Here is a 25,379-nt window from a genome sequence, read left to right as displayed (position 1 = left end):
GCCACAGAGCTCTTTCAAAATTCATGTATCGCGCAATCAAAATACTTATGCTCATCATCTGTCTGATCATGCTTGTTCCGGTATCGGAAAGTTGGGCCGATCAGAATAATCGCTTGGGTATAAATGCCTTGGGTCAGGGTAACTTTTCACAGGTTGCCGATAAGATCGCCGAACTATCCCGTACTGGCGATATTGCGCTTGTCCCAGTGTTTGAAGCGCTGGCAGCAGGTGATCTTTATGTGAGAAAAGCCGATAAGACTGTCTTTGTAGTCAAGGAAAATGGTAGTGAACTGAACCTGTCTGATGCTGTAACCGGAGCGTCAGCGGGACAAGGGGCGAAAGCCGATTTCGAGCGTATCAAGGTTAATAATAGTCTGCGTCGCGCTGTCAAAACCGCTATTGGAGCGCTCACGCTGCTCAGCCCGGATAGGGAGATAAGACTTCGGGCGGCCAGTTCAGTTTTTTCCTCGCCGAGCACAGACGCGCTTGAGCTCATAGAGACGGCAATAACAAACGAGAAAGACACCTATATCAAATCTGTCATGGAGCAGGCGAGGGCTGCTGCTATTTTAAAGTCAGATCGCTCGCTTGATGACAAGCGCGCCGCTGTAAAAACAATCGGAGAGCGTGGTGACAGAGATGCTCTTGGCATCTTGAGTGCCGTTCAGGCAAACGCTGATGGCGAGCTTCGAACAGACATAGACAATACCATAACTGCGTTACAGTCAGCTCAGGCGCTTTGGGATGTCGGTCAGAATGTCTGGTACGGCTTGTCTCTTGGATCCGTCCTTTTGCTGGCTGCTATCGGCCTTGCCATTACTTTTGGTGTGATGGGCATCATCAATATGGCCCATGGTGAAATGGTGATGCTTGGCGCCTACACTACGTTCATGGTCCAAGAGATAATCAGGTCGTCCTATCCGCATCTTTTTGACTGGTCATTGATAATTGCACTCCCGGTTGCGTTCGCTATTACGGGTGTCATTGGTCTTATAATTGAACGTGGAATTATTCGTTTTCTCTATGGGCGACCGTTGGAGACATTGCTGGCAACGTGGGGCGTATCGCTTATTCTGCAGCAGGGCGTTCGTTCCATCTTCGGTCCCAGCAATCGTGAAGTCGGAAACCCGTCGTGGATGTCAGGCGGTTTCGAACTTGGTGGTATGACGCTGACCTATAACCGCATGTGGATTGTGGTGTTTGCTGCAGGCGTATTCCTGACGTTGCTGTTCGTGCTTAAGCGCTCGAGATTTGGGTTGCAAATGCGTGCTGTTACGCAAAACCGAAGGATGGCATCATCAATGGGTATCAAGACCCCTTGGGTCGATGCTTTTACCTTTGCCCTTGGTTCAGGCATTGCTGGGATTGCCGGCGTTGCCCTTTCGCAAATTGATAACGTCTCCCCCAATCTTGGTCAAAGCTACATTATTGATAGTTTCATGGTTGTAGTTTTCGGCGGAGTTGGAAATCTCTGGGGCACGCTTGTGGGGGCACTTTCTCTCGGCGTCGTCAATAAGCTCCTTGAACCATATACCGGTGCCGTTCTTGGCAAAATTCTTATCCTGGTTCTCATCATTCTTTTTATTCAGAGGCGGCCACGCGGGCTCTTTGCACTCAAGGGAAGGGCGGTGGAAGCATGATCAGCGCGTTCGTTTTTAAATCGCTCGACAGGAATGTCTCCCTCTGCATTGCAATCCTTGTGGCCATTGCATGCTTGGTACCCGCACTTAATCTTTTAGTGCCAGCCGACAATCTATTTCATATTCCAACCTACGCGATGTCGCTATTTGGAAAATATCTCACCTATGCATTGCTAGCCCTGGCGCTTGATCTTGTCTGGGGTTTTTGCGGGATATTGTCTCTTGGACATGCCGCATTCTTCGCCCTTGGCGGCTATGTCATGGGAATGTATCTGGTTCGCCAGATCGGCGCACGTGGCGTCTATGGAAACCCAAATCTGCCGGATTTCATGGTGTTTTTGAATTGGAAGGAAATGCCTTGGTATTGGTATGGCTTTGACCACTTCTGGTTCGCCGCCATTATGATATTCGCCGTTCCTGGTATTCTTGCTTTTGTGTTCGGCTGGCTGGCATTCCGCTCGCGTGTAACAGGCGTCTATCTGTCCATTATCACGCAGGCGATGACCTATGCCTTACTGCTCGCCTTTTTCCGCAATGAAATGGGATTTGGCGGTAACAATGGCCTTACCGATTTTAAAGACTTGCTTGGCTTCAACATTCAATCGCAAGGCATGAGGGCATCCCTGTTCGCCGCGTCTGCGTTTGCGCTGGCAGTCGCGCTGCTTATCAGTTCAGCTATCGTTCGATCAAAATTTGGGAAGGTTCTGGTTGGTCTGCGCGATGCTGAGAGCAGGACGCGCTTTCTCGGTTACCGGCCAGAAAATTACAAGCTCGTTACCTTTACCATTTCAGCAATGATGGCGGGTATTGCCGGGGCGCTTTATGTTCCGCAGGTCGGGATTATCAATCCCGGTGAATTTGCACCAGCCAATTCGATCGAAGTCGTCATCTGGACCGCCGTTGGAGGACGTGGAACACTCATTGGTCCTATCATTGGGGCTACACTTGTAAATTTCGGCAAGAGTATTTTCACTGCACAGTTTCCGGAAATTTGGCTTTTTGCGCTGGGGGCACTTTTCGTTGCAACCACGTTGTTCTTGCCCAAAGGCATCGTTGGGACCATTCAGCAAATATTGAAATCCAGAAACGATAAAAACAGAGCGATTTCCTTTAACCGCCTGCCTAAAGCCAAGAATGCCGAAAAGAACGCTGATATCCCTGCTGAACCACTGGCTGCGGAGTAGATCATGTCTGACATCAAACCAAAGAGCCTGTTGTATCTAGACAATGTATCCGTATCATTCGACGGCTTTAGAGCACTGAACGCCTTGTCTTTTGTGATTGCTCCCGGTGAGTTAAGGGCAATTATTGGCCCGAACGGTGCCGGTAAAACGACAATGATGGATATTATCACTGGAAAGACCCGGCCGGACGAGGGTGAGGTATTCTTCGAAGATAACATTGATCTTACGACCAGAGACGAGGCTGATATCGCTCAGCTTGGCATCGGCCGCAAATTCCAGAAGCCCACAGTGTTCGAAAGCCACACTGTCTGGGATAATCTCGAGCTGGCGCTTAATCGTAAGCGGGGAACCTTTGCGACCTTATTCTACAATCTATCGCCAGAGGATAGCGCTCGTATCGATGAAATTCTTGAAACCGTGCGACTGACCGCACGCAAGGAGGAACTGGCGGCTAATCTTAGCCATGGGCAAAAACAATGGCTGGAAATCGGTATGCTCCTGGCGCAAGAGCCCAAACTCTTGCTTGTTGATGAGCCGGTCGCGGGAATGACCGATGCGGAAACTTCTGAAACCGCCGCTCTGCTCAAAGAGATTGCGAAAACCCGGGCGGTCATCGTTGTTGAACACGATATGGGCTTCATCCGCGATCTTGGCGTGCGGGTCACATGCCTCGCTGAAGGCTCGGTACTTGCTGAAGGATCACTTGATTTCGTCAGTAATGATCCCCGAGTCATAGAAAACTATTTGGGGAGGTGAGCCATGCTGTCTGTTGAACAAGTCAATTTGCATTATGGCGCGGCTCAAGCCTTGCGGGGGATTACGCTGGACGCCAACGCTGGAAAGATCACCTGCGTGCTCGGTAGAAACGGTGTTGGTAAAACAAGCTTATTGAGAGCGATTACCGGTCAGCACAATATCAGCGCGGGTAAAGTGATGTTCGATGGTGTTGAACTCAATGGTATGGCCCCATACACGCGGGCGAAATATGGCATTGGTTATGTACCGCAAGGCCGTGAAATTTTTCCGCTTTTGAGCGTTAAGGAGAACCTTGAAACCGGTTATGCGCAGCTTCCCCGCTCCGAACGAAATATCCCCTCGGATGTTTACAACCTGTTTCCCGTCCTGAAATCCATGTTGTCGCGTCGTGGCGGTGATCTTTCCGGTGGTCAGCAACAGCAACTCGCCATCGGGCGCGCATTGGTCATGCGCCCCAAAATTCTGGTTCTTGATGAGCCCACCGAAGGAATCCAGCCGTCGATAATCAAGGATATCGGTCGCGCCATCGTTTACCTGCGAGATTCTTTCGGAATGACGATACTTCTTGTCGAACAGTATCTCGACTTTTGTCGCGAACTCGCGGACCATGTTTACATCATGGATCGAGGTGAGATCGTCGCCGAGGGCGCTGCGGAAATTCTCGACACGACTGAAGCGCGCCGGCATCTGACGGTCTGACCATTGGGGTTACAATTTTTGGATATGCTCGGCCAGCCGACGATTGTTCAAAACCGGGCGCAGCGCGCATCCGGGGCAGGACGATTATCGGCACGGCGGGTAGAGGGAAAAACGCGGATTTCCACATTGTTTCAGGAGGGGTGTGCGAAACTGCGCTTTCCAGTCAGTTCTGGAACCCATCTGGAAGCAGTCATGATCAACAGTGCAGGTGGTCTTACAGGCGGCGATGCGATGCAGTGGAGTTTTGCCCTCGGCGATCATTGCGCGGCTCAAATAACGACCCAGGCTTGCGAGAAAATCTATAAAGCTGTTTCAGGGACAGTCGCCACCGTCTCGACCCAAATTGACGTTGGACCTGATTCCTATGTTGCATGGCTACCGCAAGAAACCATTCTGTTCGAAAAAGCCGATCTCAAGCGAACGCTAAATGTAAATCTTGCTGCGCGTGCGCAGGCTTTGCTGGTTGAATCCACCATATTCGGGCGAAAGGCCTTTGGCGAGACAATCGAAACTGCGCAGTTTTCTGATCAGTGGCGTATCCGGCAAGACGGCAGACTACTCCACGCCGAGAATTTTTCCATCGGTCCTCAGGCTGGGTCATCATTGAAACGGCCAGCCCTGCTTGGAAGCTATCATGCTGTAGCAACGGTACTTTTAGTTTCTCCGGATTGCGAGCGGTTACTTGATCCGGCGCGCCTAATCATAGGTGATCGAGGAGGCGCATCAGTATGGATGGGCAAGCTTGTGGCTCGCTTGGTAGATTTTGACGCTTACCACCTGCGCAAGCGCCTCATCCCGCTGCTCGGCCTGCTGAATGGCGGCGAAGATCTGCCGCGAATATGGACAACATAAAAGGAAAATCAAACGATGAATTTACTGCCGCGCGAGAAGGACAAGCTGCTGATTTCCATGGCAGCCATGGTGGCGAGGCGCCGTCTGGAGCGTGGTGTGAAACTCAATCATCCCGAAGCTATCGCTTTGATCACCGACTTTGTCGTTGAGGGCGCGCGTGATGGCCGATCTGTCGCGGATCTCATGGAAGCCGGCGCGCATGTGATCACACGTAGTCAGGTGATGGAGGGTATTGCCGAGATGATTCACGACGTTCAAGTCGAAGCAACCTTCCCCGATGGCACCAAGCTTGTCACAGTTCACGAACCAATCCGGTAGTTGGTATTTAGAGAGAAACTCATGAAGAAAATATTGTTATTGACTTTGCCTCTGGCCTTGGCAGCTACCACTCCTGCCCTTGCTCATATCAACCCTGCGGAACACGGCTCGTTCGGTGCAGGTTTTTCCCATCCAATCTCTGGCGCGGACCACATGTTGGCGATGGTAGCCGTTGGGCTATGGGCCGTACTGCTTGGGGCACGCGCCATGTGGCTGGTTCCGGCTGCATTCGTTGGCACAATGATTGCAGGGTTCTTGTTGGCTATCGCCGGCGTGAAGTTACCATTTGCCGAGCCTGCAATTCTTGCTTCAGTTGTCGCTATCGGATTGTTTGCTGCCGTGGCACTCAAGGTTCCAACGTCGTTGGCAATGGCTCTCGTCGGTTTTTTCGCACTGTTTCATGGTTATGCCCACGGTAGTGAAATGGGCACGGCCACCGCTGGCAGCTATCTTCTTGGCTTTGCGATTGCGACAACTTTGCTTCACGTTGCGGGGCTGGCTGCTGGTGCTTTATTGGGTGCCGGTATCGGGCGCACCATCATCCGCGTAGCGGGTGCGAGCACAGCATTCATTGGTCTTTGGTTGGCGCTTGGAGCATGAATATGATTCCCGGTCAAATTATAACGGTGGCAGGGGACATCGAACTGAATGTCGGAGCCCCCGTCACTGTCTTGAAAGTCGCCAACACAGGTGACCGTCCAATCCAGGTCGGATCGCACTATCATTTTTATGAGACCAATGAGGCATTGGTTTTTGATCGGCAACTGACCCGGGGCATGCGGCTGGATATTGCTGCCGGCACGGCTGTGCGTTTCGAGCCAGGTCAGGAACGCGATGTGACATTGATACCGTTTGGCGGCGACCGCGTGGTTTATGGATTCCAACAGAAAATCATGGGGAAGCTCTGAGATGCCAGCCAGAATAACACGATCTGCCTATGCCCAGATGTTTGGCCCAACAGTTGGAGACAAAATTAGGCTGGCCGACACCGAACTCTTTATCGAGGTCGAGAATGATTTCACAATCTATGGCGAAGAAGTAAAATTTGGCGGCGGTAAGGTCATTCGGGATGGCATGGGCCAAAGTCAGGTCACGCGAGCAGATGGCGCCGTAGACACGGTGATTACCAATGCTCTGGTGGTCGACGTGACGGGAATATTCAAGGCCGATATTGGTTTGCGCGATGGACAGATTGCCGGCATCGGCAAGGCTGGCAATCCGGACACGCAACCAGGTGTAACGATCATTGTTGGGCCGGGAACCGAAGTTATTGCAGGCGAAGGAAAAATTCTCACTGCAGGTGGAATGGACGCGCATATTCACTTCATCTGTCCGCAACAGATTGATGAGGCTTTGATGTCGGGAGTAACCACCATGTTCGGTGGTGGTACGGGTCCGGCTCACGGAACCTTGGCTACGACATGTACACCCGGACCATGGCATATGGCGCGCATGATCCGTTCCTTTGATGCGATACCGATGAACATTGGTCTGTCCGGCAAAGGCAACGCATCACGTCCAGCAGCGCTGGAAGAGATGATCCTCGGAGGCGCGTGCTCTTTGAAGCTGCACGAAGACTGGGGAACAACGCCTGCTGCGATAGACAATTGCCTCACTGTTGCTGACCAGTATGACGTGCAGGTGATGATCCATACCGACACACTGAACGAAAGCGGATTTGTCGAGGATACGGTTGCTGCCTTCAAAGGGCGCACCATTCATGCCTTTCATACTGAAGGGGCGGGCGGTGGACACGCGCCCGACATCATCAAGATTTGTGGGCTTCCCAATGTGATCCCCTCATCGACCAATCCGACACGCCCCTACACGAGAAATACCATTGCAGAACATCTCGACATGCTGATGGTCTGCCACCACCTTTCTCCATCCATTCCCGAAGATGTGGCGTTTGCAGAAAGCCGTATCCGTAAGGAAACGATTGCGGCAGAGGATATTCTGCACGATATCGGTGCGTTCTCGATCATCTCTTCGGACAGTCAAGCCATGGGCCGTGTCGGCGAAGTTCTGATCCGCACCTGGCAGACAGCGGACAAAATGAAACGCCAACGCGGAAGTTTGCCACAGGAACAGGGGGATAATGATAATTTCCGCGTGAAGCGTTACATAGCCAAATATACGATTAATCCGGCTATTGCGCAGGGTATTTCCCGTCATATTGGTTCAATCGAAGTTGGCAAGCGTGCCGACCTTGTTTTATGGAATCCGGCTTTCTTTGGGGTCAAACCTGACCTTGTGCTGCTTGGCGGTTCCATTGCTGCCGCTCCGATGGGTGACCCGAACGCTTCGATCCCGACGCCGCAACCGGTGCATTATCGCCCTATGTTCGGGGCCTTCGGCAAGACTGTTACTTCTTCATCTGTGACTTTTGTCAGTAAGGCAGCGGTTGAAAATGGTCTTCGATCGACCTTGGAAGTTGAAAAGGAGCTCGTTGCGGTCGAGAATACGCGCGGAGGCATTTCCAAGTCGTCGATGGTGCATAATTCGGCAACGCCGCATGTGGAAGTTGACCCCGAAACCTATGAAGTTCGGGCTGACGGTGAATTGTTGACGTGCGAAGCCGCCGTCACGCTGCCTATGACGCAGCGTTACTTTCTGTTCTGAGCGCGTCAATGAAAGATCATTTTACAAGGCTTGCTCGCTATAACCAATGGGCAAATAAGCAGATCTATGAGGCCGCCGCTCTGTTAGACAAGGAAGATTACTTTGCAGATCGCCGGGCTTACTTCAAATCAATGCACGGCACCTTGAACCACCTGCTTGCGGTCGACAAATTGTGGTTTGGCAGATTTACCGGCAATCTCTACGCATTGCCGTCATATGACGTCATTCTACACGATACCTTCGGCGAACTGCGCACCGCGCGTATCGCATTTGACGAGCATATTATTGACGTTATCCAAGCTATGGAAGAAGCTGACATTTCCGCACCTTTTCACTGGGTTATGCTGAATGGAGCGCCCTTTACTTCGACGCTCGACCGGTGCCTGACACAAATTTTCAATCATCAGACGCATCATCGGGGGCAGGCTCATACGCTTCTGTCGCAACTCACAGGCGCTGCGCCATCGCTGGATTTCTTTATTCGCATGAATGACGATTTTATTGAGGAGTTCGAAATATGAGACGTGTCACAGGGCATGACCATTCAGGTCATTTTGAGGGGATACCTTTCGACACAATTGTTCTTGCGCATGATGAGCGACATTTGCGCCGGAAGGTCCTGACGCTGCAGCAGGGCGAACAGATTTTGGTTGATCTGCCGGAGCCTGTTCTGTTTGCCCACGGAGATGTCCTGGTTCTTGAAGATGGAAGTCTTGCGGAGATTGTCGCCGCGGAAGAAGCTCTCTACGAAGTATTGCCGCGCGATCAAAAGCACTTGACGGAACTTGCCTGGCATCTGGGCAATCGCCATCTGGCTGCCCAATTTGAGGAATCTCGAATTCTCATTCTTCAGGATCATGTGATCAAGGCAATGCTGGAAGGGCTTGGTGCGCGCGTAAGCGAGATTACGGCTCCTTTTCAGCCCCTACGGGGTGCCTATCATAGTGGACATAGCCACGATCATCACTCCCACGGATCACATCACCATCATGATTGACAATGGGGCACTGCTTCGTTTGATGACTTGGCTTTCCCCCGCTTTCCCGGTGGGCGCATTTTCATACAGCCACGGTATTGAACAGGCAATTCATCACGGGCTGGTTCATGACAGGCAGAGCCTTGAAGATTGGCTCATCGATATTTTAAATGAAGGCTCGGGATGGAATGATGCGGTGCTTTTCGCTCAAAGCCATCAGATTGCCAAAAGCGGCTCCGATTTTTCAGAGATAGCGGATTTGGCGGAAGCACTCGCTGGCTCCCGCGAGCGGCACATGGAAACAATGCTGCAGGGCGAAGCATTTTTGAGTGCAGCGCAAGCATGGCCAAATCCAGTGTCGGAAAGGTTGCCCTCCCGAGTTGCCAGTCCTGTTGCCGTAGGCGCGATAGCCGGAGCTCATGGTATTGAGATTGAAGCAGCACTTTGTGCTTTCTTACACGGCTTTATATCCAATCTGATTCAAGGAGCGGTGCGGCTCGTCCCCTTGGGGCAGCGCGATGGCGTCGCGATACTGGCAGGACTGGAAGAAGAGATACAGTCTTGTTCAAGCAAGGCAGCAAAATCCACACTGGATAATCTTGGCACCTGTGCCGTGATTTCCGACATCATGGCGATGCGCCATGAAACACAATATTCCCGGGTTTTCAGGTCATGATTTCAAAGAATGGTCCACTTCGCGTTGGTATTGGCGGTCCCGTAGGATCAGGCAAGACAACTGTCACTGAAATGCTGTGTAAAGCCATGCGTGATCGCTATTCGCTGGCTGTAGTCACCAACGACATTTATACCAAGGAAGATGCGTTGATCCTCAACAGATTGCAGGCGCTGCCGGAAGACAGGATCATGGGCGTCGAAACTGGTGGCTGCCCCCATACGGCGATCCGGGAAGATGCAACGATCAACCTTCAGGCCATCGCGGCAATGAACCAGCTACATCCCGATCTCGATATTGTGTTTATTGAGTCGGGCGGCGACAATCTTGCTGCAACTTTTTCACCCGATCTCGCCGATATAACCCTTTATGTCATATCTGTTTGCCAGGGCGAAAAGATACCGCGCAAGGGAGGCCCGGGAATCACACGTTCAGATCTCCTGATCGTCAACAAAAAAGACCTGGCACCTTATGTTGGCGCCGATCTCGACGTCATGGCCAGTGATACAAAAACCCAGCGCGGGCCGAAACCTTTTGTCTTCACCGACATGTTGCGCAGAGACGGGCTGGATGAAGTTATCCGATTTATCGAGAGTGCAGGCGGACTGCAGCACGCGTGATAAACCGCTTTAATTCTTGGCTGATGGAGATCCGATAAAAACCAGTAACTTGTGACTCAATCTGAAATCACTTGACGACTCAGTCAGACTCAGTTGAATTTACGCTTTGATATCAGAAATTGGGTTTTAAGCGTGTATGTTGTCTCCAACTGAAAAAGACCAGAGCCACCGTACCGGCAAGAAAGTCCGCTCGCTTACGCGATTGGTCGAGGCGGACGCAGATCTTCTTAGCGCGCAGCTACAGGAGCTGCGGTCGCGTGCTTTCCCGCCAACTGCAGAAAAAGAATTGAGAAAGTTTACGTCAGGTGAAGCTGCTCGCCTGATCGGTATTACCGACGCCTATATCCGGCATCTGTCATTGGCCGGCGAAGGACCTGAGGCTGAAAAAACCTCTGGCGGTCGCCGTTTATATTCTCTTGAACAGGTTCATGAGATACGGCGCTACTTGGCTAAGTCAAAAAAGAGTTATCTGCCGTCTCGCCAAGGCAACGAACATATGCAGGTCATTGCCGTGACGAACTTTAAAGGTGGCTCGGGCAAGACGACGACCGCGGCTCATGTTGCGCAATATTTTGCAATGCGAGGCTATCGAACGCTGGCTATCGACCTTGATCCACAGGCCTCGTTGTCTGCTTTATTCGGCATTCAGCCTGAATTCGATTTGGAAGACAACGATACGATCTATGGTGCTATTCGCTATGATGATCAGCAGCGGCCGATTGCGGACATTATCCGCAAAACTTATTTCGCTGGGCTCGACATCATTCCTGGCAATTTAGAGCTACAGGAGTTCGAGCACGATACGCCACGTATTCTTGCGGAGCGGCGCCGGGGAACGGAAAGACTTTTCTTTTCCCGCATAGCCAATGCTTTGGCAACGGTAGACGATCGCTACGATGTTGTTGTTTTGGATTGCCCGCCTTCGCTTGGCTTCCTTACGCTATCTGCTCTGTGCGCGGCGCGAAGTGTGCTTGTAACAATTCATCCCCAAATGCTCGATGTCGCTTCGATGTCGCAGTTTCTACACATGACAGCAGGTTTGCTTGAGGTTGTTGAGCAGGCTGGCGGTGATGCCGATTACGATTTTTTCCGCTATGTGGTTACACGATATGAACCGAGCGATGGTCCGCAAGGCCAGATTGTTGGTTTGTTGAAAAGCCTTTTTGGCGAGCGGGTTCTAACGAACGCACTCTTGAAATCTACTGCGATCTCGGATGCGGGACTGACGAAACAGACATTGTACGAGGTTGGCCGGGAGTATTTCACGCGTGCAACCTATGACAGGGCAATTGAAGCGCTCGATGCAGTGAATCTTGAGATAGAAGAACTGGTGCGCGATGCATGGGGGAGGGCTCTGTGAATAAACGTAGAGACGCTCTTAAAGCTATGATGACGCCCATCAATGATGCGTCACATACCGAACATCGTCATGCCAAGCCTACCCAAAAGTCTGGCTCACTGAAGGCCATGGGATTGTCGTTGCAAAGCCTGTCGGAGGATGCTGATGAGGCGCAGGCATTGCGTGATCAAATTGCTTCTGGTGAGCATATCGTCCAAATCGAGGCGAGTCTGATCGACGGTTCGTTTGTTCGTGATCGACTTGATGATGTCGATGCGGGTGACTTCAATGAGTTTAAGGCCAGCATTGAAGAACACGGCCAGCAAGTTCCAATTCTGGTACGCCCAAATCCACTCGATGAACGTCGTTATCAGGTAGCCTATGGGCACAGGCGCCTTGCAGCGCTTCGTGCCCTAGGCAGGCCTGTTAAAGCAATTGTTCGCAATCTTTCCGATGAAGAATTGATTGTCGCGCAAGGCAAGGAAAATCTGGAGAGAAAAGACCTTTCCTTCATTGAGCGTGCACTGTTTGCAGCAAAATTGGAAGCGCATGGCATTGACCGCAACGCCCTTATGGCTGCCCTTGCAGTTCACAAAGGCAATTTGTCAACAATGATCGCTGTAGCAAATTCTCTGCCGGAAGATCTCATTCAAATAATCGGCCCTGCTCCGAAAGTAGGGCGGCCTCGTTGGGAACAACTCTCCCAGCTGCTGCAAAAAGACAATACTCCCTGGAGAGACAGAGTTGATGTGGAGCGGTTGCTTCGCCTTGATAGCGATGCCCGCTTCGCTTTGGTTCTCAAAAGCCTGTTGCCGCGAAAATCCGGTCCTTCGATCCATCCATTGAAGTCCAAAGAAGGCCTGTCCTATGCGCAGATTGAACAAGCCAACGGCAAAACGAAGCTGACTATCGATGAAACCCTGGCCCCTGAATTCGGGAATTATTTAATAACACATCTGCCTGAGATCTATGCCGCTTTTCTTCGCGGCGAAAAAAGTGAACCGCGTATTAGAGAACTCTAACTGGAGAGAAATCGCAAAAGAAAAGGCCCCCGAAACTGACGTCACGGAAGCCCTCTCAAAGTCTAAGCAACTTGAGAATCGCATTTCCGAGAATCACTGTCAAGCGTTTAACGCCGTTTCGGCGAGCAGATTTCTTTTGCCTGATTGAGGGTGAAAGCAATGAACAGGGAAATGACAACGACGCCCTTTGGGCGCCGACCAATGTCGTATGCCATGCTGGATGCGCAAACGGAGGTCAAGAATTGTGACGTCAATGTAGTCGCGGACAAATGGAAACTTTTCCGCATGATTACAGAAGCTCGACCACTGCTGGGCATTTCAGATCGAGCGTTGGCGGTGCTTCACGCATTGCTCAGTTTTCACAAACCGAATGAGTTGGATAGCACAGCGAATCTCATCGTTTTTCCGTCAAATAGGGAACTATCCTTGCGTTGCCACGGGATGGCACCAGTTACATTGCGCAGGCATCTTGCCTCCTTGGTGGAGGCCGGAATGATCATTCGGCGCGATAGCCCGAATGGAAAGCGCTATGTTCGCCGCGATCAGGAAGGTGAGTTGAAGACCGCATTCGGCTTTGACCTGCTGCCTTTGGTGGTAAAGGCAATCGAGTACGAGCAACTTGCTGCAACTATTCGCGCTGAGGATCTGGCAAGACGCATCTTGCGAGAGCAGGTAAGTCTTCATCGTAGAGATATTGCCAAGATGATTATCTTTGCTGAGGAACAGGCTTTTGAAGGCCCTTGGGATGCCCTCAGCGAGAGATTTATGCCCCTTGCGCGCCCGCTCCTAAGAGGTTTGGACAGGGTAGGTCTCGAGGCATTGGCAGTGAGTCTGGCCGATTTGCGCGCAGATGTTGAGAAGTTATTGGAATTCAATAATAATTCAGCTAAATCAACCGCCAGTGACGTTCAAAATGAACGGCACATACAGAATCAAAACTCAGACTCTAAATTTGATTTTGAACCTGGCTTTAGAAAAGACCAAGGAGCAGATCGTGGTGATCATCCGGATTGGAATGATGAAGCTGATACCAAAGAACTGCTCAGTTCACATCAACCGATGCGCAGCGGTTTAAAGCCGCCAAAAGCCTTTCCGCTGGGACTGGTCCTAAAAGCTTGCCCTGACATAATCGATTACGCACTCGGCGGGATAAATAGTTGGCCTGATCTCATACAAACCGCAAATCTTGTTCGGGTAACCCTCGGGATTAGCCCTGATGCCTGGAACCAGGCCATGGAGATATTCGGTCCCAATGAAGCGGCAATTGTTGTTTCGGCGATCCTTCAAAAGGGTGAAAGTATTTTAAGTCCGGGCGGATATCTGCGCGCGCTGACAGATAAGGCCCGGGCCGGCTCCTTCTCGTCAGGTCCATTGCTGATGGGCTTACTCCGGGCGAGTACAATCAAACATGAGGCGGAGGCTGGATAAAGATGGGTACGAGCAATTTTTTATGATCGCTTGGTGATCGACGGATTTGCAATTGGCATGATAAGCCACTCTTCGATGGAATGACGGAACAGAATATGAGCAGACTCGACAGTTTTATCCGCCGGATGACAGCACAGCGCGATATCCTCAATCATATTTGTGATGGTGTGAAGTATTTGGACGGGCCTGTGATCGAGTTGGGTCTCGGAAATGGTCGAACTTATGACCATCTCCGTGAAAGATTTCCAGACCGAAGAATTATTGCTTTTGATCGTGCTGTCGGATCACACAAGAGTTCTACGCCTCAGCCGGATAACCTGATTATTGGCGAGATACGTGACACGGCACAAACATTCGTCGGCGTGGATGCGGCACTTGTTCATGCTGATATTGGTACCGGATATGACGAGAAGGATGCTGTGACACTGACATGGCTGCCGCAATTGGCGGTGGCGCTTTTGGCGCCGCAGGGAATTGTGGCCAGCGGGCTTGAGCTGCGTCATCCAGCACTCGAACAATTGCCGCTTCCTGCAAGCGTAAAGCCAGGTCGTTATTTCCTATATCGGCGCGTTGAGTAGCAGAATGTCAAACTGAGGTTCGGTAAGCGGGAGAGCAGAAACTTTGATTGCCTCGACGTGATCTTCGCGAAAAATGAGGCAATCCTCGTAAAAGCGGCCCAGATACTGCGTGAAAGCGATGGATTGTTCCCGGCCGTAAAATATCGGTGAAAACTCCATATAGAGCGGTATTTTTCTCTTTAATAGCGTCTGCATGGAGTTACAAGCAACCGGTTCGTATCCTTCAATATCCATCCATATAAGGCCGATTTCTTGCGGCAATATATTTGCTTCGGAGAGAATTGTGTCTACGGGTTTTACAGGCACGGTGATTTTATGATCGTGCTTGCTTTTCCTGGAAGTACTGCTTTTCCCGTGATTGTTCTGATGTTGGAAAAAATCAATCTCGCCTTCAACGTCGCCAGCAGCGCATTGTATTGGAAGTATTTTAGCCTGCAGATGGTTCTGAGAAATATTGTGTTGCAACAGTTCGAAGTTGCGAGGATCGGCTTCTATGCTGATGATCCGTGAAAATACCTGGCTCAGTGCAAAATAGATCGTTTGGGTTCCGATGTTCCCGCCAATCTCAAGCAAAGTACTTTCACCGCTCAAAAGCTTCTTTTCCCGGAGAGTTGAAAGTAACCGGTCAACGTGATCTCGCTCAAAATTGCCTTTGCGAAAAACTTTCTTCCCAATGTAGTCGTGTGGAGACACTGTCATAAGATGATCGCCACAATTAACGGTCAAATTAACGACCCGTGGACCAATTGTATTGATCAAGAGCTCGCGGCCATACCTGGTATCGAAGAAGCGGGCGACAAGATCGAATTTCCACTTATTAAAGCGTCGGACCCACCGGTTTTTCATAGGAAAGAGGCGCTCATCTGTTGAGTAACAACGTAGATTCTGAGTGGTTCGGCTCGTCCTCTCACCGTTATTTCACGGCCTTCGAGCTGACTGGTATCGGAGCCGGCTTTCTCGATTGTCGGTTCTGACACAACAAGCGTTACATTGAGCTCTTTGGCAATTGTTTCAAGTCGGCTTGCAACATTCACAGTATCACCTATTGCGGTTAAGCTCTTCACATTGCTGTAGCCCATGGCGCCCACAATTGCAGGTCCCGAGTGAACGCCGATTGCGACGCGCAGAGGGATAGCTAGACCTGTCGAAAGTTCATCGCTCAGCCGGTCTATCTCACGAATGATAATTGCGCAGGCCTTGAGCGCTTGCCGACATGCATCTTCCGGTCGCCCTTGCAGTCCAAACAAAGCCATGGCGCCGTCGCCGATAAACTTGTCTAAACGGCCGCCAGCCTGTTCCACTGCTTGGCCTATGATAGCAAAATAGCGGTTAAGCAGGAAAACTACATCGTAGGGTAGCTGCGCTTCGGTAAGAGTGGTGAAGTTACGAATATCACAAAAAAGAATGACGATTTCTTGCTCGCGGCCAGGATTAACTTGCTGGCTATTGGCAGGCAAGTTGCTCTCCAGAGTTGGCACCAACAATGGAACAATGCTGATGTTATTCAAGGGACGCAGCTGACAAGCGAGCCGAACATCAGGGTCGGCATTGATGCGGTTCAAGGTTGCCTGTTCAGTCGCGTCCGGTTTCAACAGCGTATCGCCACCTTCGATTATTTGGACTCGGCATGTGGAGCAGCGCCCCTTTCCACCACACACTGCATAGTGAGGGATACCGCCGATCCGGCTTGCTTCAAGAACACTAAAGCCGCGGGGAACGCGAACTGTTTGGCCCTCAGGGTAGCGTATCTCGATTTGATCGAAACGTTCGCGCCAACTGCGGATAAGGCGCAGGGTTAACACGCTCAACAGACTCGCAGCAAAAAGCCCATAGAACATGAACTTTATTACCATCAGCTGCTGCGCTGCTGCTGGGCTGACAATACCGCCGCCGTGAGAGCCAATTGGAGAATAACCGCTGCCGTAGCTCGACTGGACAGGTTCGCTGGCAAGAATTCTCCCCGTATATGCAAAACCCAAAAGGCCAAGAACCGGCAGCAGAATTGCTAGCGTCAAAAAGAATGGAGCTGCTCGGGAATACCAGTCGCGATACCGCAACCAAAAGTGTACGCCAATGCATCCATGCGCCCATACAACCAGAAGCGCCAAGGATTGTCTTAAAGCGTTGCCGGAGGATTCAACCCATAGACTTCTGATGACAAATTCATATGTGTCGTGCAGACCGACGATCTCATATCGGATGCGTGTGCTGACGACATGTTCAATCAACAGAGCGGGAATTAATAGCCCGAGTATGATTTGGCTGGCTTCTCGCAATGGCATGACCAATGTGCGACGCAGATAAATTGATCTCATGACAAGCGCTACGTGAGTGACTGCAGCTCCGTAAAACAGGATTGTGCCTACCGGATTTCTCCAAATTGCGAGAAACCAGTGACGTCCCTCTTCCGCAGCTTTAAGAGAGATCAGATTAAGCGAATGGTTGGCTAGATGAAGCATGACAAAAGCGAGCATAATCAGCCCCGAGATCAAGCGTATTCTGCGCAATGATCGTTCGGAACTGATTGTATTGGTGGCAAAAGCTGTCATGAAATCCGTAGCAATTTCTGTCTGGTTAGCTTAGTTGACCCGATGTGGTTTGGCGAGTAGGGCGATGCACTCGCTCTGCCCGTTAAAAATGGCAAGACAAAGCCTTAATCGTTGACGATATTTTGCAGCGACTGCAAACGTCAGCATCGGGGCCGAGCCCTTGTGAAGCAGTTTATCTTCCCGCATGGTGCGGCAGGTTTGTTGAGAAGGTTATATTGCTTCGCACATGCACATTGCTTTTTATGCTCCGTTGAAATCTCCTAATCATCCTGTTCCTTCGGGGGACCGTGCCATGGCACGGCTTTTAATCCGGGCAATGCAAAGGGCGGGCCACCGCGTAGAGATCGCCTCGGAACTAAGAAGCTTTACCAAAACGCCTGATCAGACTCTTCTATCCACGATCCGCGGCGGTGCAGAACAGGAGCGCGGTCGGCTCGCAGATCTATGGCAATTGGGAAACAAGCCCGATCTATGGTTTACGTACCATCCCTATTATAAAGCACCGGATCTGGTGGGGCCGAGTTTGGCGACTATGTTTGAACTGCCTTACATTACTGCCGAGGCCTCATATTCCAAACGCCGCGATGATGAGGAGTGGGCAGAACAGCAATCATATGTTGTCAATGGCGTTCGGCAGGCCGCAGTAAACATCTGTTTCACGCGAAGAGATGAGGTCGGACTTGAGCAGATCGTATCTAAAAAGCGCTTGAAAAGATTGCCGCCATTTATCGACATTGCGGCTTTTTCGGATGAGCCAACTGCGGTTACTACCAATCAACTTGTTACCGTTGCCATGATGAGGTCGGGTGACAAACTGGAAAGCTACCGGATGCTGGCAGCGTCTCTGGCGCTTCTGGGTGATATGCCCTGGAGATTGAGGATTATTGGCGACGGCCCTGCCAGCGCCATGGTGAAGGCTTGTTTTGCCGGTATAAGAGAAGATCGCATAGAATGGCTCGGGCAACAACAATCCCGGGAAGTCACGAAAATCCTCTATGAATCGGACATATATGTCTGGCCGGGTTTTGGCGAAGCCTATGGAATTGCTTATCTTGAAGCACAGGCAGCTGGCCTGCCGGTTATAGCTCAAGCAGTGGCAGGTGTTCCAGAAGTTGTAAAAAACGGAGTAACAGGAATTCTTACGCCAGAAAATGATGTGGCTGCCTTTAGCAGAGCAATTGAGCATTTATCTCTTAACAATGAGCAGCGCTTGGTTATGGGAAATGCAGCAAGACAATTTGTTTTCAAAGAGCGTTCGCTTGAACTGGCATCAGCGCAGTTAAATCTCCTGTTGAGATCTTATACGGAACAAGAGCGATGATTGAAGATGCCGTTTGGCAACCGTTGCGAGACGAGCTGTCTCGCTGGATAAATGCTAGTCGGAGCGTGCAATTTTGGTTACGCGATGATGATGCCGTGGAGCCTAGCGATGCTCTGAACCGTTTGCTGATGCTGAGCAATCAGTATGAGGTCCCCGTACTATTGGCGGTGATACCGTCTTTGGCTGGTGCGCCGCTTGCCGACCTGTTAAAGCCCGAGCGTTTTGCCGCCGTTGCGACACACGGCTGGTCGCACGAAAACCATGCTGGGAAAGGCGAAAAGAAACAGGAGCTGGGTGATCATCGACTTTTGAAAGTAGTGCTCCACGAACTTGATGAGGGAAGGAGTCGCATCGCTAAGTTGTTCCCCAAACAAGCTTTGCCGATACTTGTGCCGCCATGGAATCGTATTGATTCTTCATTGCTACCGCACTTAAACAGTGTGGGATTTGCGGCGCTTTCAGTTTTTGGGAAGGGAAGCGCTGGCCAAGGGCATATTCCGGCCGTGAACACCCACATTGATTTGATTGATTGGCATGGCACTCGCGGCTGTCGGGACCACAATGAGCTGGTCGCCGAGATAGTCATGGAAATGCGTGGACGTTTTGAAGGTGATGACAGTACCATTGGTATTTTGGGTCATCACCTCGTCCACGACGAATCCGCCTGGATTTTCTTGAAGCGGCTGTTCGAAATTACGACTGAGACAGGAGGATGCCGCTGGGTCTCGGCAGCGGAACTGATTTAAAGCCTTCCTGCTTCAGATGCATAGGCCCTAAAGATCAATGACCTGAAAATCACGTGCCGCAAATGTTTGTTCGAAACGCACCTTTGCAAGTCGTTCAAATTCGTCAATCTCGTCATCCGTCCGGGAAGGCGCGTGATGGAACAAGGCCAGTTTGCCGATTTTTGCAGCTTCCGCCAGCTTGACTCCGTGTTGCCATGTTGAGTGGCCGTAACCAAAGCGCCGCGGCATCTCGTCTTCGGTATACGTACAGTCATAAACAACGAGGTCAGCATCCTGGATGAGCCCGAGAACGGCGGGATCCAATTCGCCATCAACATGCTCAGTATCGAATATCAGCGCGAGGACACGCCCCGCCCATTCGATCCTGTAACCGACACAGCCACCCGGATGGTTGAGTTTATCTGTGCGTATGACAACCTTTTCAAACGGAGTGAGAGTGTCCCCGGTACGAAAATCCTGGAAGTTGATACAGGCTTGGCAAATATCGGATTCTATCGGAAACCATGGCGGACGCATGAACTGCTTGATCATTTGTCCTGTCGTCATTTGCCCTGCCAGATGGCCGGACCAGAGACGGACGCTCATCATGGGATTATAAAGAGGCGTGAAATAGGGCAGGCCGATAATATGGTCGTAGTGACTATGGGTATAAATGATATCGAGCTGTTCGACGCCTTCCCGTGACAAAGCTTCGCCAGCCTGCCGCACACCCGAGCCGGTATCAAAAATTAATCGGCGGTTTCCGCACTGAACTTCAATGCAGGCAGTATTTCCACCATACCTTACGAACTCCGGCCCCGAAACCGAAACACTGCCTCGCGTTCCCCAGAATTTCACCCGAAATACTTGGTCGTTCATTCTGCTCTTTACACCTAGTTCCCCATTTTGGGGGATATCGTAGTCAAACTGTGATCGTTATGCGAGGCTTGTATTCCTTTTTATTGACAGGCTACGCATTAAAAATTCGCTTCTGTTGATATGTAGGCGATAGCAACTTGCTTTTTAAGGTTTATGACAATTAACCAATACAAATAGAATAGTTTATCACTTGAACGGCTCGCTCATGACTTCATCCAAATTTGCTCGTATCGCCGTTATTGCAGATGCTCATTTCCACGATCTCTATGGCGATTATGATTTTGAGGGGATAGAGGTCGAGGGCCGTCGGATGATAGCCCGCAGGCTAACTGATACGATGCGCTCTACCCGCGTTTTCAATGAGAGTTACCAGGCACTAAGGAGTGCGCTTGATAAAATCGTGGCCCGAGATATCAACCTCGTCGTTTTACTCGGCGACTATTCCGACGATGGTCAAATCAGTACAATTTCAGCACTTAAAAAATTGCTCGACAGTTACAGCAAAGATCATGGCCTCGTTTTCGTCGGAACGGCAGGAAATCACGACATTTTTGGCCAAAACGGCCGTCATCATGCCAAGCGATTTCTCAACGCGAATGGCACCTATACGACCGTCGCCAGCGACAGTGAATTTATCGATGAAGACGCCGAGGCGATGGTGTTCAGCGATAAAATGTACTGTTTGGGATACCCTGCAGGCTTGCAAGAGCTTCCCGATCTAGGCTTTTTTTCAAAAACAGATGCCATCCATTGGGAAACGCCTTTTGGAAGAGATACCGACTGGGAGAGCCGCCTTTATAATGCCTATTCCGCTGATGGGAAAAATGAATATCAACTGATGGATGCATCCTATCTGGTTGAACCGGTACCAAATCTTTGGCTGCTTATGATAGATGCCAATGTGTTTGAACCTAACAATGGCGATCTTTCAAATGCAGGTGCTGCTGCATTCATAGACAGCACAAATGCGGGCTGGAATGCTATGCTTGTTCATAAACCTTTCATCGTGGATTGGATGAAAGATGTTTCAGCAAGGGCCAGACTTGAGGGGAAAACACTTCTGGCTTTCTCCCATTATCCAATGATCGACATGATGGATAATACTGCGGCAGACGAAAAGACATTGTTTGGTATGACAAGTTCTGTCAGGCGAACACCGTCCGGAAAGGTCGCTGACACAGTTATAGAAGCTGGAGTGTCCATACATTTCAGTGGCCATCTCCATGTGAATGACACGGCCAGAGTTTCGAACATCAAAGGCACTTTAACGAATATAGGTGTACCTTCCCTTGTTGCATTTCCTCCAGCGTTTAAGATTCTAACGATTGAAGATGAAATGATGAATGTCGAGACAGTTTCATTGTGCGATGTGCCAATAGATAACAGGATCAACCGTCAGTACCGAACTGAAATCGCTGTCACAAAAAAGAATGTCGGCTCTATGCTGGATGCCAGTGACTATGGCGAGTTTCTATCGGCTCACGTGGATCAATTGATCATACATCGCTATTTGAAGCGGGAATGGCCGCCAAAACTTGCACAAGTGGCTAGGCAGTTGAATCTTGGTGATCTGTTTCTGCTGGCTCGGTCCGAGAAGATCATGGATTGGGACGAAATCATTCCGACATTGAAGGCTGAACGTTCCTGCTCAAATTTGGTGCCGGAAACCCTGGGAAAAATGGATTCCGTGCCAGCTCTCGATATGATTGGCGACTGGTATCGCTTGCGAATGGGCAGCGAGATGGCTTTAGACTGGATATCAGCAGACAGAATGGCGATGTATCGATTGTTGATCGAAGCCTACAAATCCGACACCAGTAAGGACGGGGAACCCAAACGCATGTTTGCCACAATGTTTCGAATGATGGCAGCATATATGTCGGGGCTACCGTCCCGCAATTTCTCTGTTTCGCTTCAGACGGGCCAAGTAATACGTCAATAGCGGTAATAATTACTTGGAAGCGTGCTGCTTTTGTTTGCTGCGAGCTTCACTGAGTTCGGTTGTTGTATGGCTTAGACGGTCTGCAAGAACGCGCATGATTTCGATCGTCATTTCCGGATAATCGCTCAGGAGCTTGATAAAGTGGTCTTTGCTTATCCGCAGGGCCTCCAGCGGCGAGTTTGCCCTGACCGTAGCGGTGCGGGAGACATCACAAAGGATCGCAATCTCGCCAACGATTGAATCATGTTCGATCTCGGCGACCTTTATCTCGCCGCTCGGGCTGTCGGCGAGAATGTCAGCTGCGCCTGACAATATCACATAGGCGGCATCAGCTGGATCACCTTGATTGAACAGTACTTGGCCAGACTTGTAGCTTACGCGCTCCGATGTAAATGCGAGAAGTTTCAGTTTTGCGGGAGCAACGCCCGAAAACAGTGGCACCCGCCGCAACATTTCCACTTCGTCTTTGAGCAGCATATGCGTAGCATCCCCTGTGACAGTCATCGGATTTTATGAAGCCAATTGTTTAAATACACCGTTTTTCTCCAGAAGAGTAGCATGCGTTCCGTCTTCCACCAGTGCCCCATTGTCAAATACTATGACTCTGTCGAACAGCTTGGCCAGGCTCGTATTGGAAAGCACCCAAATGATCGACGGTGAATGGCCCTCTTCGTGAAGATTCTCCATAATGTTGTGAGTGATCTTATCCTGAATCCGTTGGTCGAGTGCTGGAAGCGGGCGATTAAAAATCAAATAGTCGGATCGTTTAAGCAGGGCACGCGCCACATTTAATTTCTGACGCTGAACATTTGTCAGGCGCTTGCCGCCTGACCCTACGTCGAAATCAAGGCCAATGGAAAGAACGCTCTCGAAAAGACCGAGCTTATTGAAGATGTCACGCATTATATCGCGCAGTTTGTCGGTACCATCCGCTTGCGCAAATCCAACTCGTCCGAAAAGGACATTGTCCAAGAGTGTTGCGGATGAGATGAACTTCTTTGGGTCATAGCGTTCGATGACTTCCTTGAGGTCCGCAGGTAAGTTTTCATGGAAGCGGGCCCGCGCATCTACAATCTTGGCCATTAGTTCATCATTCAGCAAACCAAAGCGGTGCCTTGGCTCGATATAAGAAAAGCTCAACCGGATAATGTTTGAGCGTTCTTCTGGGGAGGCCGCTTCGAATCCACGGCCCTGCAATTTCTGCAGAAGAATCTGGTAGGCTGGAATGTCGTCAGCCGTCATGAATGTCAGCTGTTGGAAGAACGGGTGATCTGGCGGCAAATCCTGGAACAGCTCCACGGCGTTCGAAGCGATTTCCAGACCCATGAAATACAGATCAATATAAAGGTCGTTCTCTCGCAGAACCGAGCGGAAGTATGGATGAGCCGCAAGTTTCCGGTTGGTCATCATGGGGCGTTTCATCGTGCCGAACAGAAGATTTTCCCCGATGGTCGCTTGTGGGTTGTACTCTTTCAGCTTGAACGGAACGACCAGATCTTCGAGGCCCTCTTTCTTTAGCCGTTTGCGAAGGGCTTCACGCAGTTCGACGATTCTATCGGTAAGATCGCTATGCGTGGCGGTATTGACCAATGATCGCAGCGCCATATCCTGAATATCCTGCGAAATCATGACCGCATCGAGAACGGGTCGCACTACTTTGAAAAGGTCGTGAGGACCGGTCACACCCGCAGAGGTATAATCCACCCAGTCGCTGTTGAGATCGAGTTCTGGGTTGCCGGCGCGGCGTGCCTCATTGATGTTCCATTTATAGTTGATCGCCTGCTTTCCTTCATATTCGACCTTCGTCAAAGGGGCGTGTTTAAGCCCGTAGAGAAGATTGTCGCGAAGTGTTCCATGGAAGAAATAAGTATCAGATGCGGCATAAGCGATCCTGCGGCCCGTGACTGACTCGGGCAGTTCAAGCAAATCGGTTCCGTCAATCGTTATACGTCCTTGATCTGGCCAGACCAACCGGGCAAACGCTTCCGCGAGGGCTTCAGCTCCACTGGCGCTGTTGCCAACGACGGCAACAGTTTCAGAAGGATTTATCTCAACCGAGATATGATTGAGCAGGGGTGCGCCGCTATCGTCCAGAACAGTTAGATTGACTGCATGCAAAGAATGTTCAAGGCGACCTGCCGGAGTAGGCGCGAGAGCTTGAATCCTGGGATCAACCAATCGGTCCACATTAAACTGCTCGACGACCTGAGCGTACTTAACCTGAACATCCTGACGCGCCTGATCCCAATCGATCAACTCTTTCAATGGCCCAGGTAAATCCTTGTATGCATTGATCACGGCAACGAGCTGGCCAATATCCAGTCTGCCCTGCAAAGCCAAAACACCACCGATGGAGTAGAACAAAAACGGGGTGACTTGCGCCAGAAAATTATTGATGAACTTGACCAAAAATTTCCATTGATAAAGATCGTACCGGATTGAGAATATAAGTCCCAGACGCGCCGCTATATCGGCGCGTTCGTAGTTAGAGGTATCATTGCCGTGAATGGTGCCAATGCCATCGACAATTTCACCCACACGACCTGATAACTCGCGAGCCGTCAGCTGTCGCTGCCGTCCAAGCTCCAGCAATCGCTTGCGCATGCGCGGAATAACGACGCCCTGTATGGCTACAATCCCGGCCGCGATCATTCCAAGCCAGAAGTTCTGCATGATGATGAAGACAAGAGCGGTTAAAGCCTGCCCCCCAAGCAAGGCAGGCTGCACAAATGCGTCGCCGGTGAAGCCACCCATCGGCTCAACTTCATCCTTGATCATGGTGGCAATTTCTGCCGACTTTACCCGCTTGAATTGAGACGGGGGAAACCGGAGTACACGATCGATCAGTTCAAAGCGGATACGCCGCAGCATTCGCTCACCAAGGCGGCCTTTATAGGTATTGATATAAAGCTTGAAGAGCCCATTCACGATGACAAGAAGGAGGAAAACCAGGCTGAGCGCCATCAATGTCTCGAAGCGGGTCAGTTCGAGACCGTTAAAGAATGTAACTTCGCCCACATAAGGAATATCGTACCGGATACGCATAAAGGTCTGCGTCGCTCCAGGCGATTCAAAGCCGGTACCTTGTATGGGACCGTTGACAATCTGCTTTGGCAAATCGAACGATAGGAAATACGGGATCATTGAAACGGCTACAACGATCAAAATCCATATCTGCTGTAGTCGTGTATTCGACCAGATATACCGAGTTAAACTTTTTTCCATGAACAACCGTAAGCTGTGACGTCAGCAGTAA

General features: G+C 50.6%; 26 protein-coding genes. 21 read left to right on the top strand and 5 right to left on the bottom strand.

Annotation, left to right across the window (positions count from 1 at the left end; translation table 11 throughout):
* Positions 1-23: 23 nt before the first annotated feature.
* The 17 genes from urtB (at position 24) to V9K95_RS16935 (ending at position 14,707) form a co-directional block, all read left to right on the top strand.
* The gene (gene urtB / locus V9K95_RS17015; protein WP_336441417.1) at positions 24-1,640 is read left to right on the top strand and encodes an urea ABC transporter permease subunit UrtB; all 1,617 of its coding nucleotides are present in this window, start codon (positions 24-26) and stop codon (positions 1,638-1,640) included.
* Complete coding sequence (urtC, locus tag V9K95_RS17010) at positions 1,637-2,824, top strand: urea ABC transporter permease subunit UrtC (protein ID WP_336441418.1); 1,188 nt, start codon at positions 1,637-1,639, stop codon at positions 2,822-2,824. Before urtB ends, urtC begins: the two co-directional genes overlap by 4 nt.
* Positions 2,825-3,580: an urea ABC transporter ATP-binding protein UrtD gene (gene urtD / locus V9K95_RS17005; protein WP_336441532.1), complete on the top strand. Its 756-nt coding sequence runs from the start codon at positions 2,825-2,827 to the stop codon at positions 3,578-3,580. It abuts the gene before it with no gap.
* Positions 3,581-3,583: 3 nt separating this feature from the next.
* Positions 3,584-4,279 carry an urea ABC transporter ATP-binding subunit UrtE gene (gene urtE / locus V9K95_RS17000; protein WP_115054936.1) on the top strand — a complete coding sequence of 232 codons (696 nt, stop codon included), beginning with the start codon at positions 3,584-3,586 and terminating at the stop codon, positions 4,277-4,279.
* Between the two features lie 24 nt (positions 4,280-4,303).
* Entirely contained in the window at positions 4,304-5,131 is an 828-nt protein-coding gene (locus V9K95_RS16995; protein ID WP_336441533.1) for an urease accessory protein UreD, read from the top strand.
* 15 nt (positions 5,132-5,146) lie between these two features.
* A complete protein-coding gene (locus V9K95_RS16990; RefSeq protein WP_008121015.1) occupies positions 5,147-5,449 on the top strand; it encodes an urease subunit gamma in 303 nt (100 codons plus the stop codon).
* A 21-nt stretch (positions 5,450-5,470) separates the two neighbouring features.
* On the top strand, positions 5,471-6,049 hold the full coding sequence (locus tag V9K95_RS16985; RefSeq protein ID WP_336441419.1) for a HupE/UreJ family protein: 579 nt from the start codon (positions 5,471-5,473) through the stop codon (positions 6,047-6,049).
* A 2-nt stretch (positions 6,050-6,051) separates the two neighbouring features.
* Positions 6,052-6,357 carry an urease subunit beta gene (locus tag V9K95_RS16980; protein WP_115054939.1) on the top strand — a complete coding sequence of 102 codons (306 nt, stop codon included), beginning with the start codon at positions 6,052-6,054 and terminating at the stop codon, positions 6,355-6,357.
* A gap of 1 nt (position 6,358) precedes the next feature.
* Positions 6,359-8,071 (top strand): urease subunit alpha, encoded by a 1,713-nt coding sequence (ureC, locus tag V9K95_RS16975; protein WP_115054940.1) that lies wholly within the window; start codon positions 6,359-6,361, stop codon positions 8,069-8,071.
* An 8-nt stretch (positions 8,072-8,079) separates the two neighbouring features.
* Positions 8,080-8,592 (top strand): DinB family protein, encoded by a 513-nt coding sequence (locus V9K95_RS16970; RefSeq protein WP_336441420.1) that lies wholly within the window; start codon positions 8,080-8,082, stop codon positions 8,590-8,592.
* Positions 8,589-9,068 carry an urease accessory protein UreE gene (gene ureE, locus V9K95_RS16965; RefSeq protein ID WP_336441421.1) on the top strand — a complete coding sequence of 160 codons (480 nt, stop codon included), beginning with the start codon at positions 8,589-8,591 and terminating at the stop codon, positions 9,066-9,068. The genes V9K95_RS16970 and ureE overlap by 4 nt, the downstream gene beginning before the upstream one ends.
* Complete coding sequence (locus tag V9K95_RS16960) at positions 9,061-9,723, top strand: urease accessory UreF family protein (protein WP_115054943.1); 663 nt, start codon at positions 9,061-9,063, stop codon at positions 9,721-9,723. The genes ureE and V9K95_RS16960 overlap by 8 nt, the downstream gene beginning before the upstream one ends.
* Positions 9,720-10,340, top strand: coding sequence for an urease accessory protein UreG (ureG, locus tag V9K95_RS16955; protein ID WP_115054944.1), 621 nt, complete (start codon positions 9,720-9,722; stop codon positions 10,338-10,340). The genes V9K95_RS16960 and ureG overlap by 4 nt, the downstream gene beginning before the upstream one ends.
* A 136-nt stretch (positions 10,341-10,476) precedes the next feature.
* Positions 10,477-11,700 (top strand): plasmid partitioning protein RepA, encoded by a 1,224-nt coding sequence (gene repA / locus V9K95_RS16950; protein ID WP_336441422.1) that lies wholly within the window; start codon positions 10,477-10,479, stop codon positions 11,698-11,700.
* Positions 11,697-12,701 (top strand): plasmid partitioning protein RepB, encoded by a 1,005-nt coding sequence (gene repB, locus V9K95_RS16945; protein ID WP_336441423.1) that lies wholly within the window; start codon positions 11,697-11,699, stop codon positions 12,699-12,701. Before repA ends, repB begins: the two co-directional genes overlap by 4 nt.
* Before the next feature lie 159 nt (positions 12,702-12,860).
* Positions 12,861-14,129 carry a plasmid replication protein RepC gene (gene repC, locus V9K95_RS16940; protein ID WP_337345116.1) on the top strand — a complete coding sequence of 423 codons (1,269 nt, stop codon included), beginning with the start codon at positions 12,861-12,863 and terminating at the stop codon, positions 14,127-14,129.
* A gap of 95 nt (positions 14,130-14,224) precedes the next feature.
* Positions 14,225-14,707 carry a class I SAM-dependent methyltransferase gene (locus V9K95_RS16935; RefSeq protein WP_115054948.1) on the top strand — a complete coding sequence of 161 codons (483 nt, stop codon included), beginning with the start codon at positions 14,225-14,227 and terminating at the stop codon, positions 14,705-14,707.
* Here the strand turns inward: V9K95_RS16935 and V9K95_RS16930 are convergent.
* The gene (locus V9K95_RS16930; RefSeq protein ID WP_336441424.1) at positions 14,687-15,553 is read right to left on the bottom strand and encodes an FkbM family methyltransferase; all 867 of its coding nucleotides are present in this window, start codon (positions 15,551-15,553) and stop codon (positions 14,687-14,689) included. The two genes, V9K95_RS16935 and V9K95_RS16930, sit on opposite strands and share 21 nt — an antisense overlap.
* Entirely contained in the window at positions 15,550-17,181 is a 1,632-nt protein-coding gene (locus V9K95_RS16925) for an adenylate/guanylate cyclase domain-containing protein (protein WP_336441425.1), read from the bottom strand. Before V9K95_RS16925 ends, V9K95_RS16930 begins: the two co-directional genes overlap by 4 nt.
* Between V9K95_RS16925 and V9K95_RS16920 the strand changes: the two genes are divergently transcribed.
* From V9K95_RS16920 to V9K95_RS16910, 3 genes are all read left to right on the top strand, one after another.
* The gene (locus V9K95_RS16920; RefSeq protein WP_336441426.1) at positions 17,165-17,290 is read left to right on the top strand and encodes a hypothetical protein; all 126 of its coding nucleotides are present in this window, start codon (positions 17,165-17,167) and stop codon (positions 17,288-17,290) included. The genes V9K95_RS16925 and V9K95_RS16920 overlap by 17 nt on opposite strands.
* A gap of 192 nt (positions 17,291-17,482) precedes the next feature.
* Entirely contained in the window at positions 17,483-18,577 is a 1,095-nt protein-coding gene (locus tag V9K95_RS16915) for a glycosyltransferase family 4 protein (RefSeq protein ID WP_336441427.1), read from the top strand.
* The gene (locus V9K95_RS16910) at positions 18,574-19,323 is read left to right on the top strand and encodes a polysaccharide deacetylase family protein (RefSeq protein WP_115054951.1); all 750 of its coding nucleotides are present in this window, start codon (positions 18,574-18,576) and stop codon (positions 19,321-19,323) included. The genes V9K95_RS16915 and V9K95_RS16910 overlap by 4 nt, the downstream gene beginning before the upstream one ends.
* A 27-nt stretch (positions 19,324-19,350) precedes the next feature.
* On the opposite strand, the gene V9K95_RS16905 is transcribed toward V9K95_RS16910, so the two are convergent.
* Positions 19,351-20,181, bottom strand: coding sequence for an MBL fold metallo-hydrolase (locus V9K95_RS16905; RefSeq protein ID WP_115054952.1), 831 nt, complete (start codon positions 20,179-20,181; stop codon positions 19,351-19,353).
* Between the two features lie 205 nt (positions 20,182-20,386).
* Between V9K95_RS16905 and V9K95_RS16900 the strand changes: the two genes are divergently transcribed.
* Complete coding sequence (locus V9K95_RS16900; protein ID WP_336441428.1) at positions 20,387-22,123, top strand: metallophosphoesterase family protein; 1,737 nt, start codon at positions 20,387-20,389, stop codon at positions 22,121-22,123.
* A gap of 9 nt (positions 22,124-22,132) precedes the next feature.
* Here V9K95_RS16900 and V9K95_RS16895 read toward each other — a convergent pair whose 3' ends face one another.
* Together V9K95_RS16895 and V9K95_RS16890 are read right to left on the bottom strand one after the other, a co-directional pair.
* Entirely contained in the window at positions 22,133-22,600 is a 468-nt protein-coding gene (locus V9K95_RS16895; protein WP_115055113.1) for a cyclic nucleotide-binding domain-containing protein, read from the bottom strand.
* Between the two features lie 33 nt (positions 22,601-22,633).
* Positions 22,634-25,348 (bottom strand): ABC transporter ATP-binding protein, encoded by a 2,715-nt coding sequence (locus tag V9K95_RS16890; RefSeq protein ID WP_336441429.1) that lies wholly within the window; start codon positions 25,346-25,348, stop codon positions 22,634-22,636.
* Between the last annotated feature and the right edge of the window lie 31 nt (positions 25,349-25,379).

Origin of the sequence: Phyllobacterium sp. CCNWLW183, assembly GCF_037203775.1 — a bacterium.
Taxonomy (GTDB): Bacteria; Pseudomonadota; Alphaproteobacteria; order Rhizobiales; family Rhizobiaceae; genus Phyllobacterium; species Phyllobacterium ifriqiyense.
This window is presented reverse-complemented; position numbering and strand designations above follow the sequence as displayed.